The sequence below is a fragment of the Methylobacterium nigriterrae genome, assembly GCF_037106235.1.
GTDB classification, from domain to species: Bacteria; Pseudomonadota; Alphaproteobacteria; order Rhizobiales; family Beijerinckiaceae; genus Methylobacterium; species Methylobacterium nigriterrae.
The window spans coordinates 45,256-58,089 of sequence record NZ_JBAWTG010000036.1; the positions used below are offsets into that span (position 1 = coordinate 45,256).

A 12,834-nucleotide genomic window follows, 5' to 3' on the forward strand; every position below is an offset into this window, starting at 1 on the left:
GGCCGGCCGGGGGAGGGGTCCCGGCCGGACATGCGGATACGGCGCGGGCCTACTTCGCCACGTGCTTCGCGCTCGCATCGTAGGTGATGCGGTAGATCGCGCCGTTGAGGTCGTCCGAGACGAGGAGCGCACCGTCGCGCGTCACCTGCACGTCGACGGGGCGGCCGATCAGGGTGTTGTTCTCGAGGAAGCCCGTCAGGAACGGCTCCACGGACGTCACCTTGCCGTTCTGGTCGAGCTTGGCGAACACCACCTGCCCGCCCGACTTCCTCGTGCGGTTCCAGGAGCCGTGCTGGGCGATGAAGGCGCCGTTGCGATAGGCCTCGGGGAACTGCGTGCCGGTGTAGAAGCGCATGCCGAGCGCGGCCGTGTGCGCGCCGAGCAGGGCGACCGGCGCCGTGAACTCGTCGCAGGAGCGGCCCCAGCCGTATTCCGGGTCCGTGAAGTTGCCTTGGTGGCAGAACGGGTAGCCGAAATGCTGCTTGCCCGGCTCGCTCAGCACGTTGAGTTCGTCGTTCGGCAGATCCTCCGAGACCCAGTCGCGCCCGTTGTCGGTGAACCAGAGCTGCTTGGTCTGCGGGTTCCAGTCGAAGCCGACGGTGTTGCGCACGCCCCGGGCGACGATCTCGACGTTCCGGCCGTCGAGGTCCATCCGGCGGATCTGGGCGTGGGTGTCCGGCGGGATCAGCGAGTTGCCGGGTGCGCCGACCGGAACGTAGAGCTTGTTGTCGGGGCCGACCTTGATGAACTTCCAGCCGTGCGCCTCGTCCTTCGGCAGGTCATCGTAGACGGTGACCGGGGCGGGCGGGTTGTCCAGCCTCGCCTCGATGCCGGGATATTTCGAGATCTTGGAGATCTCCGCCACGTAGAGGTCGCCGTTGTGGAAGGCGACGCCGTTCGGCCGGTGCAGGCCCTTGGCGATGATCGTCACCGCGCGCTTCCCGTCCCGGTCGGTGACCGCGTAGACGCGGCCCGCGATCCGGGTTCCGACGAACAGGGTGCCCTGGTCGCCGAGCTGCATCGAGCGGCCGTTGGCGAGGCCGGTGGCGTAGACTTCGAGCTTGAACCCGTCCGGCAGGTGCAGCTTGTCGAGGGGAAGCTTGTCCGGCGCCGTCGCGGTGATCGGCATCGTCATGGATTTCAGCGCGAGCACGGCCTCGTCGCCGGTCTCCGGCCGGTCGACGTTGTTCGTCACCACCGGCGGCTCGCCGGGCTTCTGTTCCGGGACGGGCTTCGCCGACGCCGCGCCGACGAGGCAGGCGAGCGCGACACCGGAGATGAGCGAGCGGGCCCGAACGGTGTTTGAGATGAGCAAGGGCGTTCTCCCTGGCAGGGCTGCGGTGGCACCGACCTGTCCCGCTCGATTCGAAGCGGGCATTCGTTGGCATACCAAACCATCCGGGCCGCGGGGAGTGAACAGGTTGTGACTACAGGTTGTATGTCACCCGCCCGGTTCGCGAGGCGCGGTCGACGAGGACTGCGCAAGGCCGCGCCCGGAGACTCCCCGAGCGCCGCTTCCGGCCTAGATGCCATCAGGCGGTTCGCGATCCGACCGCGTCACGCGCGTGGCCAGCCAGGGAGCACACGACAATGCGCCATCGAACCGACCGGCTCTGCGCGGCCGCCGCCCTTGCCTCTGTCGCCCTTGCCCCTGTCGCCCTTGCCGCCGTTCTCCTGGGCTCGGCGGGCACGGCAGAGGCCGGCTGCACGCGCCATATCTACAATCGCTCGGGCCTGCTGCTCAGCGTCAGCCAGGATGGCGGCCCGGCCTACACCCTGCTGCCCGGCCGCTCGATGCCGGTGCGGCTGGCCCAGCCCGGCAGCCTCGCGCTCTCCGCCAGCTGCGGCACGGCCGGTGGGCCGGTCACGCAGATCCGGCTCGATTACGAAGCGGTGATCGACCGCTGCTACATCAAGATCGGCGACGGCTTCTTCGAACCGCAGCTCGGCCCGGGCTTCGTCGGCACGCGGGACACCCTCCCGTTCGCGGTCAACAACCCGAAGCAGGGCGACGTCGTGCTGGGGCCGGCCGCGTCCGCATCCTGCCCGGTCCTCGCCCGGCGCGGCTGATCGGACGGCGCCCTGCTTCGGACGCTGGGGCCCGCCCAGGGCCGAGACCGGCGAGCACGCGACCGGCGAACCGGGCGCGTTCCGACCCGGGTCGGCGCGGATGGATGTCGCGGCCGGTCCCCTCCCGGATCAGCCGGCCGCCGTGCCGCGCCCACCCCCACACCAAGCTGCACGGATCAAGGCGGCCCGATGTTCCCCAATTCCGCCGGCCCCCTCGACAGCACCGCCCATATCATCCAGGTGGCGCTGGCGCCTGCCTTCCTGCTCTCGGCGCTCGCGACCCTCCTCAACGTGTTCTCGACGCGCCTCGGCCGGGTCGCCGACAAAGTCGACGCGGCCGCCCGCAGCCTCGAAGGGGCGGATCCGGCCGAGGCCGCGCGGCTCTCGCGCTACCTCACCTATCTGCGCCGGCGCTCCTTCATCCTCGACGCGGCCGTCGTATTGGCCTCGCTCGGCGGCGTGATGACGGGCATCGCGGTGCTGACGCTGTTCGTGGGCGCTCTGCGCGACAACACCATCGCCACCGTGCTGTTCGGCTGCTTCGGTGCGGCGCTCGTCTGCACCGTCGGGGCGATCGGCGCCTTCCTCACCGAGATCCTTCTCGCCGGTCGCGGCGTGCGGATCGAGGTGGCGCGCCAGCAGGATCAGGCCGCCGGCCTGAAGCGCGGTTGAACCGGACGGGCCCGCCCGGCGTTTCACCGCCGCCGGCTGCGACCGGCGTTCCACGACCGGTCGACATTCGATGAGACGGACCCTCCACGCCCTGAACCTCGCCCTGCTGCTCGGAGCCGCCGGGCTCGCGCCAGCCTTCGCGCAGGAATCCAAGGGCGCCGCCGCCCCGGCGAGCCCGGGCGCCGACCGGACCGCGAAGGACGCCCTCGGCACCAGCGACGAGATCACGGGCTCGGCCAAGCCCACCGCGGACCAGCAGGCCGGGAGCCGGACGGTGCCGGGCTCCGGCATCAAGGCCGATCCGGGGGCGCGCACGCCGCAGGATCCGCCGCCGCAGGGACGCTGACGGGGCGTTCCGGGGCTTATCAGATGTCAGAACGGGCCAGCCTGGACGTGCGGCGTGGGCCGCCCGCGATCCGAGCGTCTCGAACGGGCGGCGCCCTCACGCACTGGCGCGGCGTGCGTCGGCCCGGGGCACGTCCTCGAACAGGATCTCGTGGGTGACGGGATCGTAGTAGCGCATCAGTGCCTGCACGAAGGCGCGCGGCTCCACCCCGAGCGCCTCGGCCCAGGTGCGGTACCGGTCCGGCGGGATGCGACCCCGGCCAGTCTCGATCTGCGACACGAAGGTGTAGAACTCGGCCCCGATCAGCGCCGCGAGCTGCCGCTGCGACAATCCCCGAGCCTCCCGCAGCTCCCTGAGATAGCGCCCGCCCTCACGCCGCAATTCCTGGACTTCATCCGAGGCCAGCTTCGTCTGATGGGCATACATGGGACCGCACGCTGAAGGAGGGGCGCCACCTCGGATGGCTGGTCATTTGAGTGACTCTTATACTTTGCGCGCTTGAGTGTCCAGAAAGAATACGTCCGCGCGGGGGCAGTACCGTAGTGTACCGTGCCGCGAGTCCATCATGGCACAACTTGAGGCGGTATCTGCACATCGCACGGCTGACTTGGGAACGCTCAGCTGTCCTTGCCGGCGGCGGCGCCATGCCCGCGAGCGCGTGCCGATACTGTCCTGCGCGGGCACCGCTCGCCGCGACGGGTGGTCGGGCGTTGCGATCGATCGGTGGGCGGCAGCAGGCCGGTCGTCATGGGCAATCCCGTCGCGATTGCGCGGGCTGTCGGCATGGAGCCGCAGGACATCCCACGGTACCGGTTCCTGGCGGTCGACGCACCGCGAGGCGACGAGGTGAACTCATGATCGAAGCCGTAGTCCTCGTCCTCGTCGCGGCGCCCGTCGCGCTCTGGATGACGGTCTTCGGTACGCGGGCCGTCATCCGCATGTGGCATCGCAGAAGGATGACGCCTGAGCAGCGCGAGATGGCCCGCATTCTGAGCAGCGGGCAGACGGTCGCCATCGAGCGGCCGTCACAGGCCTCGCCGGAAGCCGCCCGGAACGCTGGGACGGCGGACGGCGACCGGGCCGGCCCGACGCCCCCGTGATCGGCACGGCATCGCGCGGAACGGTCCGGCCTCGCCGGCGATGCCGATGGCCGGTCCGGCGCGCGTGAGGCGCGTTACGGTCCGCGCGGGGCCGGCGGGGCACGGTCCCGGCTCCGCAGGGACCGGGAACCATGTCGCGGCGTATCCTCTGCCTCCTGGCGCTCTTCTGCGTCGCCGACGCGATCACGGTGCACGGGCGTGGGCCGCGCCCGACCCAGATCACGCAGCCGGATCCTGCCGAGAGCGCCCGCCTGAGCCGGCAGCCGCGCCTGCTCGCCGGCTGAATCCGTCGGCCAAGCACGGCTGACGCGGCCGGCCGGGCGGTCCACGTCCATTCCAACGGTCGCGCATCTAAGAGGAATATAAGTCTCGGCCCACCTTTTCCAGCGAACGAAATGATGCCATATACGGGTCACACGGTTTCAAGGAGACATCTCATGAAGTGGTCCGCCCCCGTCGTTCAGGAAATCTGCGTCGGCATGGAAGTCACCAGCTACGAGTCGGCCGAGATCGACACCTTCCACTAAGCAAGTTCTTAAATTAAGAACTTGAACAAAGGCGGTCCGCACGGGCCGCCTTTTTATTTGCGCGCGATCGTGACCTGCGTGGGGCGGGATTCTGCTTGCCTCACTCCGTTGCGGCTCCGTGCAGCATGAGCGCCTTGAGCCGCGCCTCGCCGATCACGCGGCCGACCTCCCGCCAGGCGAAGTAGGGGACCAGCGCCACGAACAGCACCCAGGCAAGGGCGGCCAAACCGCTCGGGCCGCCCCGCGATCTCCGGCAGGGTCTCGGCGACGCTCCGCCCGCGCCAGAGGCCGACGAGCACCTCCTCCGCGACGTCCGCGAGGACGAGCACGAGGGCGAAGACCAGCGCTCGGTAGAGGATCGCGTAGGCGAGCGGCCCCGACCGCAGGCGCCGGCCGAAGGCCCGCGTGCCCACGCCCGCCGCCTCGGCGAGCAGCATGATCTTGCCGAGCACCAGCGCGTTCACGAGGCCGAGGGTGAAGAAGTGAGAGGCGGGCAGGTGGCCCGCGTCGCCGTCGAGCCGGGCATACAGGACGATGCTGAAGACGATCAGCGTCCCGAAGATCACCAGCAGATAGACAACGAAGCCGAGATAGCGCTTCGCCTCCGCGGCGGCCCTGGCTGACCGCACCTGCTCGGAGGCCTGGCCGACCTGCGCCAGGATCGCGCGGGCATGGTCGAGGAAGAGGCGGCCGGCCTCCGTCAACTCGACGCGGCGGCTCGTGCGCAGGAGCAGGGTGGTGCGCAGCTCCGCCTCGAGGTCCCGGATCTGCTGGCTCAGCGGCGGCTGCGAGACGCCGAGCGCCTCGGCCGCCGCGGTGAAGCTCAGCCGCTCGGCGACCGCCACGAAGTAGCGCAGGTGCCGCAATTCCATGCCGGGGCCGGATCGATACGAGAAACGTCTCAATCGTATCGAACAAAATATTACACGTACATATCGCATGGCAGCACTGTTCGCGGTGCGGGGCTTGCGAGCTTGATTTTCGGTTCGCCCCGACGGGTGGCGTGAGGCCGGCCCTCGGCCGGATCCCACCCTTCGTGCGAGACGGCCGATGCGCGCCCGGGGCCGGGCCGGTCGGCGATCATTGAGAGGCCCAACGCTCCGGAAGGAGGGCTCGATGACACGCTTCCTCAGGTCTCTGTTCGGTCAGGTCGTCGCCGCGCTCGTGCTCGGCGTCGCGATCGGCCTCCTCTGGCCGGACTTCGCGGTCAGCCTCAAGCCGCTCGGCGACGCTTTCATCAAGCTCATCAAGATGGCGATCGCACCCCTCGTGTTCGGCGTGGTGGTGCACGGCATCGTCAGCGCGGGCGACCTGCGCAAGGTCGGGCGCGTCGGGCTCAAATCCCTGATCTACTTCGAGGCCGTCACGACGCTCGCCCTCGCCCTCGGCATCGTGCTCGCCTACCTGTTCGAGCCCGGCCTAGGCATGAACGTCAATCCGGCAAGCCTGGATGGCGCGGCGCTCGCTGGCTACACCAGCCATGTCAAGGAGGTGACCAGCACCGTCGACTTCCTGATGAAGCTCGTACCGACGACGCTGGTCGACGCCTTCGCCAAGGGCGATATTCTGCAGGTCTTGATCATCGCGATCCTGTTCGGCTCCGGCCTCTCGCTCTTGGGTGAGCGCGGCAAGCCGCTCGCCGATAGCCTGGAGCGGATCACCGAGGTCCTGTTCAAGATCATTGGCTTCATCGTGCGGCTCGCGCCGCTGGGCGTCCTCGGCGCGGTGGCCTTCACAGTCGGCAAGTACGGCGTCGGCTCGCTGAAGCAGCTCGGCATGCTGGTCGCCCTGTTCTATGCAGGCGTCGCCTTCTTCGTCTTCGTCGTGCTCGGCACCATTCTGCGCTTTGCCGGCTTCAATATCCTCAAGTTCCTGGCCTACCTGCGCGAGGAACTGACGGTCGTGGCGGGCACGGCCTCCTCCGACAGCGTGCTGCCGCAGGTGATGCGCAAGCTGGAACGCCTCGGCATCAAGGATTCGACGGTCGGCCTCGTGATACCGACCGGCTACTCGTTCAACCTCGACGCCTTCTCGCTCTACCTGACGCTCGCGACCGTGTTCATCGCCCAGGCGACGAACACGCCGCTGAGCTTCGGGCACCTGCTGCTGATCCTCGGCATCGCGCTCCTCACCTCGAAGGGCGCGCACGGCATTCCCGGTTCGGCCATCGTGGTGCTCGCAGCCACCCTGTCGGCCGTGCCCGAGATCCCGGTGATCGGCCTCGTCCTCGTCCTGTCGATCGACTGGTTCGTCGGCATCGCCCGCGCGCTCGGCAACCTGATCGGCAATTGCGTGGCGACCGTGGTGATCGCAGCTTGGGAAGGCGACATCGACCGCCAGCGCGCCCGGCGCGTCCTCGACGGCGAGGTGGCGACGGACACCGCCGAATTGCTGGAGGCGCCGATCGCCGACGCCCCGCGGGCGGCCTGACGCTTGGCGAAGGGAGATCGCGCGATGTTCAGCCTCGACAGTCACGGCACGGGCGGCGTCGCCGGAAGCCTCGGCACCCGCGTCATGGCGCGGCTCGACGCGCTGGCCGCGTTCACGAGCGAGCCCGCTGCGCTGACCCGCCTCTATCTCACGCCGGCCCACAAGGCGGCGGCGCTCCAGGTCGCGGCCTGGATGGAGGAGGCCGGCATGGCGACGCGGTTCGACGCCGCCGGCACGGTGGTCGGACGCGTCGAGGCCGGGCGGCCCGACGCTGCTGATCGGCTCGCATATCGACACGGTCCGCAATGCGGGCCGCTACGGCCGATGCCGAGATCGCCGTGCGCGTGCTCGTCGACGTCCTGCGGACGCTCGAGCCGGCGGCGACTGTGAAGGGCATCCGGGATGCCCGCGAGGCGCGGGCCTGACCGGCGAGGCTTCGCCCCGGCCGCGAATCCGGGCGGGGCGGAGGATCCGAGAGGAACACCCGAACGGGAACAGGAGGAAACCATGGCGTCCCAGACCAGCGGCATCGTCACCCGGCCTGTGCCCGGCGCAGACCCGAAGCTCTACAACAGCGACCTCGCCCCGACCGCGCCGGAGGGGCGCACCTGGGGCACGTTCAGCATCTTCGCGATGTGGATGTCCGACGTGCACTCGGTGGGCGGCTACACCTTCGCGGCGAGCCTGTTCTTCCTCGGCCTGACGGGCTGGCAGGTGCTCGCCGCGATGCTCGTCGGCATCCTCGCGGTCTACTACCTGATGAACCTGATCGGCCTGCCATCGCAGCGCCACGGCATCCCGTTCCCCGTCATGGCCCGGGTCTCCTTCGGGGTGATGGGCGCCAACCTCGCGGCCGTGATCCGGGGCGTCGTCGGCATCGTCTGGTACGGCGTGCAGACCTACTTCGCCTCGAAGGCCGTGCAGGTCCTCGTGCTCACCTTCCATCCCGGCGCGGAATCGCTCACCCATGGCGGCTTCGTCGGGCTGTCGCCGCTCGGCTGGGGCAGCTTCCTGTTCATGTGGTTCTTCCAGCTCGCCATCTTCCAGAGCGGCATGGAGACGATCCGCAGGTTCATCGATTTCTGCGGGCTGGCCGTCTACTTGGTGATGTTCCTGCTGGCGGCCTGGATCCTGTGGCAGGCGGGCCCGGCGAGCCTGTCGCTGCAGCTCGGCGGCCAGCCCCTGAGCGGGCTCGAATCCCTCGGCATGATGGCCAACGCCGCGATGCTGATCGTCGCCTACTTCTCGGCGCTGCTCCTGAACTTCGGCGACTTCTCGCGCTTCAGCCGCAGCGAGGCGGAGATGCGCCGGGGCAACTTCCTCGGCCTGCCGGTCAACTTCTTCGTCTTCTCGCTCGTGACGGTCATCGTCACGGCCGGCACGGTCAGCGTGTTCGGCGAGGCGATCATGGACCCCGTCCAGATCGTGGAGCGGATCGGCAACCCCGTCGTGGTGGTGCTCGGCTCCGTCACCTTCATCGTCGCGACCATGGGCATCAACATCGTGGCGAACTTCATCTCGCCGGCCTACGACATCGCCAATCTCTGGCCCGAGAAGATCTCGTTCCGGGTGGGCGGCCTGATCACCTCGATCCTGTCGGTCCTGGTCTGCCCCTGGATCTTCGTGTCGAGCCCGCAGGCCATCACGGTGTTCGTCGGCCTCTTCGGCGCGGTGCTCGGCCCGATGTACGGGATCATGGTGGCCGACTACTATCTCGTGCGCCGGGAGCAGGTCGCGGTCGACGACCTCTACACCCTGTCGCCCGCCGGCGCCTTCCACTTCGAAGGCGGCTGGAGCCGGCGGGCGCTGTTCGCCCTCGGGGCCTCGGGCCTTCTGTCGATCAGCCTCGCGCTGCTCGGGGCGTTCGGCCTGATCCTCAACGTGGGAGACTGGGGCTGGCTGATCGGCGCGGCGGCGGGCGCCGGCCTCTACTGGTCACTCTCGACCCGGCGCGCCGCGGCGGTCGCGTCCTGATCCCGCACCTTGCGCCATCATCCGGCAGGCCGCGAGCCGGGACAGACGAGGAAACCAGGATGTCCGATTATCCACGCGACATGACGGGCTACGGGCGCGAGCCGCCCGACCCAGCCTGGCCGGGGCAGGCCCGCATCTGCGTCCAGTTCGTCGTCAATTACGAGGAGGGCGGCGAGAGCAACGTCCTGCACGGCGATGCCGCCTCCGAGGCCTTCCTGTCGGAGATCGTCGGCGCCTCGAACTGGCCCGGCGAGCGCCACTGGAACATGGAATCGATCTACGAGTACGGCGCGCGGGCCGGGTTCTGGCGCCTGTGGCGGCTCTTCACCGCGCGTGCCGTTCCGGTCACGGTCTTCGGGGTCGCCACCGCCCTGATGCGGGGCCGCGAGCAGGTCGCGGCGATGCGGGAGGCGGATTGGGAGATCGCGAGCCACGGCCTCAAGTGGATCGAGTACCGGGGCGTGCCGCGGGAGGTCGAGCGCGATCACCTGCGGCAGGCGATCGCGCTGCACGAATCCGTCACCGGCTCGGCCCCGCTCGGCTGGTATCTCGGCCGCTGCTCGATGAACACGCTCGATCTCGTGATGGAGGAGGGCGGCTTTCTCTACTCGTCGGACAGCTACGCCGACGAACTGCCCTACTGGGTCCGCGGCCCGCGCGGGCCGCACCTGATCGTGCCCTACACGCTCGACGCCAATGACATGCGCTTCGCCACCGCCCAGGGCTTCAACTCAGGCGACCAATTCTTCGCCTATCTCAAGGATTCCTTCGACCTGCTCTACCGCGAGGGCGGCGAGGGACGGGCGAAGATGCTCTCGGTCGGCCTGCATTGCCGCCTCGTGGGCCGTCCCGGCCGCGCCGCCGCCCTGGAGCGGTTCGTCGACTACGCCCTCGCGCATGAGGGCGTCTGGTTCGCCTCGCGCGCCGAGATCGCCCGCCACTGGCAGGCCCGCCATCCAGCCCCGCCGCGCTGACCGCACCGGTTCTCCGAAGCCCCGACCGGCCGATCACCGGCCGGACACCATCACCCTTGAAGGAAGGACGACCCACCATGACCGAACTCAAGATCAAGGCCGGCCCCTACGACCTCGTCGGGCGGCTCGAGACCGAGAAGGCGCCCAGGACCTGCGCGGCCTTCCTCAAGGCGCTGCCCTTCGTCAGCGAGATCGTCCAGGTGCGCTGGAGCGGCGAGGGCGTCTGGATGCCCCTCGGCGACCTCGATTTCGGCGTCGATTACGAGAACCACACGAGCTACCCGGCGCCCGGCCAGATGATCCTCTAACCGGGCGGGATCAGCGAGACCGAGATCCTGCTGGCCTATGGCGGCGTCCACTTCGCGAGCAAGGTCGGGCAGCTCGCCGGCAACCACTTCCTGACGATCACACAGGGGTTCGAGAACGTCTACGACCTCGGCCGCATGACCCTCTACAAGGGCGCTCAGCCGATCCGCTTCGACATGCCCTGATCCTCCGGGCGCGGCGCGATCCTCCGGCGCAGACCCCAGAAAATGTGAATTGCCGCCGGGCTCTTGAGGGTTTCTCAACGAGCGGCGGTACTTACTGGCGGTTGCGCTGCGAGGTGTGGGGAGCCGACCCGGCAGCGACGTCCCGGCGCGCCGGTGCGGGCGGGCGATCAACATGCGAGGTGGCATGCACATCCTCCTGCTGACCGACATGCCCGATCGCGCGGAGCGGCTCGCGCGCAGCCTCTGCCTCGCCGGACAGAGCCGGATCGTCGACGTGCTCGATCCCGATCAGGCCCGGATCCGGCTCGATCCGGCCTCCGTGCGGGCCATCGTCAGCGACGTGTCCTTCGCCCGGTCGGAATGCATCGCCGGCCTGCGCCGCCATCTCGACGCCTTCCGGGCGGATCGCCGGCCCTATCTCTGCCTTCTCCAGGAAGACACGCCGCGCGGACGCGCGCAGGCCACCGCGCTGCGGGCCGACCGGGTGCTGCCGGCCGGGCAGGCCGCGCAGATGCTGCCCGCGGCCCTCGCGTCGCTGACCGCTCCGGAGGCCGCGATTGCCCCCGCCTTGACGGCGCACGTGGCCTCGGCCGATGCGGCCCTCGGCCGGATGTTCGCGCTCGGCCGCGCCGGCTCTGCGATCGAGCCCGACCTGATCGCCGCGGGCGCGGCGTTCATCGAGACGGCCCTGCGCCAGACTGACCTGCGCGCCTGGCTCGAACTCGTCTGGCAGTTCGACGACGCGACGCACCAGCATTGCCTCCTCGTCGCCGGGCTCGCGGCGGCCTTCGGCCGCCAGCTCGGGCTGTCCCAAGCGGATTGCCAGCGCCTGACCGAGGCGGCGCTCCTCCACGACGTCGGCAAGTCGCGCATTCCGATCGCCCTGCTCAACAAGGCGGGCCCGCTCGACGAGGCCGAGCGGGCGACCGTGGAGAGGCACGCGCTGCTCGGCTACGAGATGCTGCGGGGCCACGGCTACTCGGACCCGCTGCTCGCGGTGGTGCGCTCGCACCACGAGTACCTCGACGGGACCGGCTACCCGGACGGTCTGCGGGGCAACGCGATCCCCGACCTCGTGCGGCTCGTCACGATCTGCGACATCTACGGAGCCCTGATCGAGCGCCGGCCCTACAGGACCCCGATGGGCGGCGAGGCGGCCTACGCGGTCCTGACCGGCCTGGGCGGCAAGCTCGACCAGGATCTTGTGAACGCCTTCCGGCCGATCGCCGCGGCCGTCAGGGCGCCGGTCCGGGCCGCCGGCTAGGGCAGTTCAGCTGGCGCCGGAGCAGCCCGCCGCGGCTTGCCGGACGGGCTGCGCACCCGGCTCATGCGCCGTCGGCGATCGGGGACTTAGCGTCGGTGGTGCCGGGCGTGCGATGACGCGTCGGAACTCGCGGCGCTCCAGGCGTTGTTCATCGGAGTCGGCTCGGCGAGAGCACGCGGTGCAGCGACGTGCTGATTGCCGGTTTCGACGCCGCTCAGGCTTCCGGAACTGGTGGCAGCGCCGCCGCCATGTCCGCTGCTCGGCACTCTCGCACCGATCCCTTGAGCGAAGGCATATCCGCCGCCGTCCGCGAGAAGGGCGGCGGCGAGCAACATTGCGCGTAGTTTTGTGAAGGTCATCTGAGCTTTACTTGGTCAAAGGAACGTAATTTGTCGTCGCAGTCCGAGATCAAACCAATAACGTCTGCTTGATCATATGCAGAGACTCGTCCGATCAGCTTTATCCTCGCGGCAGCCTGCATGCCGTGCCGGGCGGCAGGCATGCGTGCGGCAACGACGACGGAAGCCGGGCTCCAAGTAGCCGAGCCCGCGCTGGCATGCCAGCCCCTCCGGGGCCGCGGCCGTGATCCGGCCTGAACCGGGATCGTGCTTGCCCAGGCGGCATCCGGGGACCCGGCGCGGGGACGGCGCGATCGTGCGCCCGCAGGCGGCATGCTTTATCTCCTTATAATCACATGATGTTTTCGGTAGACCGATTCCACTGTTCCGCATCATGCTCTAGGCTGACGGCGATCGATCTTCGCCGCCGGAGAGGCGCGACGCGTTGCAGATGATGATGATGGGCCGCACCTGATGGCAGGATCCGACAGGGCGGGGGTCGCAGTCGGTGAGCCCGGGACGTCCACCGCCGCTCGAAGCGCGCGGGGACCCGTGACGCTCGGCCAGGCCCTGCCGGTCTGGTCTCGCATCGCCGCGCTCTCGTTTGGCGGGCCGGCCGGGCAGATCGCGGTGATGCACCGCGTCCTC

General features: G+C 69.4%; 13 protein-coding genes and 3 pseudogenes. 13 read left to right on the forward strand and 3 right to left on the reverse strand.

Annotation, left to right across the window (positions count from 1 at the left end):
• Window positions 1-49: 49 nt before the first annotated feature.
• On the reverse strand, window positions 50-1,315 hold the full coding sequence (locus WDW90_RS18985) for a PQQ-dependent sugar dehydrogenase (RefSeq protein ID WP_431311073.1): 1,266 nt from the start codon (window positions 1,313-1,315) through the stop codon (window positions 50-52).
• A 275-nt stretch (window positions 1,316-1,590) separates the two neighbouring features.
• Between WDW90_RS18985 and WDW90_RS18990 the strand changes: the two genes are divergently transcribed.
• From WDW90_RS18990 to WDW90_RS19000, 3 genes are all read left to right on the forward strand, one after another.
• Window positions 1,591-2,070, forward strand: coding sequence for a hypothetical protein (locus tag WDW90_RS18990; RefSeq protein ID WP_336488996.1), 480 nt, complete (start codon window positions 1,591-1,593; stop codon window positions 2,068-2,070).
• Between the two features lie 189 nt (window positions 2,071-2,259).
• Window positions 2,260-2,742 carry a DUF2721 domain-containing protein gene (locus WDW90_RS18995; protein ID WP_336488997.1) on the forward strand — a complete coding sequence of 161 codons (483 nt, stop codon included), beginning with the start codon at window positions 2,260-2,262 and terminating at the stop codon, window positions 2,740-2,742.
• A gap of 70 nt (window positions 2,743-2,812) precedes the next feature.
• On the forward strand, window positions 2,813-3,088 hold the full coding sequence (locus WDW90_RS19000) for a hypothetical protein (RefSeq protein WP_336488998.1): 276 nt from the start codon (window positions 2,813-2,815) through the stop codon (window positions 3,086-3,088).
• 96 nt (window positions 3,089-3,184) lie between these two features.
• Here the strand turns inward: WDW90_RS19000 and WDW90_RS19005 are convergent, their stop codons facing one another.
• Entirely contained in the window at window positions 3,185-3,514 is a 330-nt protein-coding gene (locus WDW90_RS19005; protein ID WP_336488999.1) for a helix-turn-helix domain-containing protein, read from the reverse strand.
• Between the two features lie 428 nt (window positions 3,515-3,942).
• Between WDW90_RS19005 and WDW90_RS19010 the strand changes: the two genes are divergently transcribed.
• The 3 genes from WDW90_RS19010 (at window position 3,943) to pqqA (ending at window position 4,715) form a co-directional block, all read left to right on the forward strand.
• Window positions 3,943-4,188 carry a hypothetical protein gene (locus tag WDW90_RS19010; protein WP_336489000.1) on the forward strand — a complete coding sequence of 82 codons (246 nt, stop codon included), beginning with the start codon at window positions 3,943-3,945 and terminating at the stop codon, window positions 4,186-4,188.
• Window positions 4,189-4,319: 131 nt separating this feature from the next.
• A complete protein-coding gene (locus WDW90_RS19015; RefSeq protein ID WP_336489002.1) occupies window positions 4,320-4,472 on the forward strand; it encodes a hypothetical protein in 153 nt (50 codons plus the stop codon).
• A 153-nt stretch (window positions 4,473-4,625) separates the two neighbouring features.
• Window positions 4,626-4,715, forward strand: a complete 90-nt coding sequence (gene pqqA, locus WDW90_RS19020) for a pyrroloquinoline quinone precursor peptide PqqA (RefSeq protein WP_336488052.1) — start codon at window positions 4,626-4,628, stop codon at window positions 4,713-4,715.
• Window positions 4,716-4,768: 53 nt separating this feature from the next.
• Here pqqA and WDW90_RS40755 read toward each other — a convergent pair whose 3' ends face one another.
• Window positions 4,769-5,587 carry a LysR family transcriptional regulator gene (locus WDW90_RS40755; protein ID WP_431311074.1) on the reverse strand — a complete coding sequence of 273 codons (819 nt, stop codon included), beginning with the start codon at window positions 5,585-5,587 and terminating at the stop codon, window positions 4,769-4,771.
• Window positions 5,588-5,831: 244 nt separating this feature from the next.
• On the opposite strand from WDW90_RS40755, the gene WDW90_RS19030 reads away from it, so the two are divergent.
• The 7 genes and pseudogenes from WDW90_RS19030 to WDW90_RS19060 all read left to right on the forward strand — a co-directional run.
• On the forward strand, window positions 5,832-7,145 hold the full coding sequence (locus tag WDW90_RS19030) for a dicarboxylate/amino acid:cation symporter (protein WP_336489004.1): 1,314 nt from the start codon (window positions 5,832-5,834) through the stop codon (window positions 7,143-7,145).
• 24 nt (window positions 7,146-7,169) lie between these two features.
• Window positions 7,170-7,535 (forward strand): hypothetical protein, encoded by a 366-nt coding sequence (locus WDW90_RS19035; protein ID WP_336489006.1) that lies wholly within the window; start codon window positions 7,170-7,172, stop codon window positions 7,533-7,535.
• A 117-nt stretch (window positions 7,536-7,652) separates the two neighbouring features.
• Window positions 7,653-9,119, forward strand: a complete 1,467-nt coding sequence (locus WDW90_RS19040) for an NCS1 family nucleobase:cation symporter-1 (protein ID WP_336489007.1) — start codon at window positions 7,653-7,655, stop codon at window positions 9,117-9,119.
• A gap of 59 nt (window positions 9,120-9,178) precedes the next feature.
• Window positions 9,179-10,075, forward strand: a pseudogene (gene puuE, locus WDW90_RS19045) (allantoinase PuuE); the annotation flags it as partial.
• 95 nt (window positions 10,076-10,170) lie between these two features.
• Window positions 10,171-10,584 (forward strand): annotated as a pseudogene (locus tag WDW90_RS19050) (DUF3830 family protein).
• A gap of 184 nt (window positions 10,585-10,768) precedes the next feature.
• Complete coding sequence (locus WDW90_RS19055) at window positions 10,769-11,848, forward strand: HD-GYP domain-containing protein (protein WP_336489009.1); 1,080 nt, start codon at window positions 10,769-10,771, stop codon at window positions 11,846-11,848.
• An 812-nt stretch (window positions 11,849-12,660) separates the two neighbouring features.
• Window positions 12,661-12,834, forward strand: a pseudogene (locus WDW90_RS19060) (chromate transporter); the annotation flags it as partial.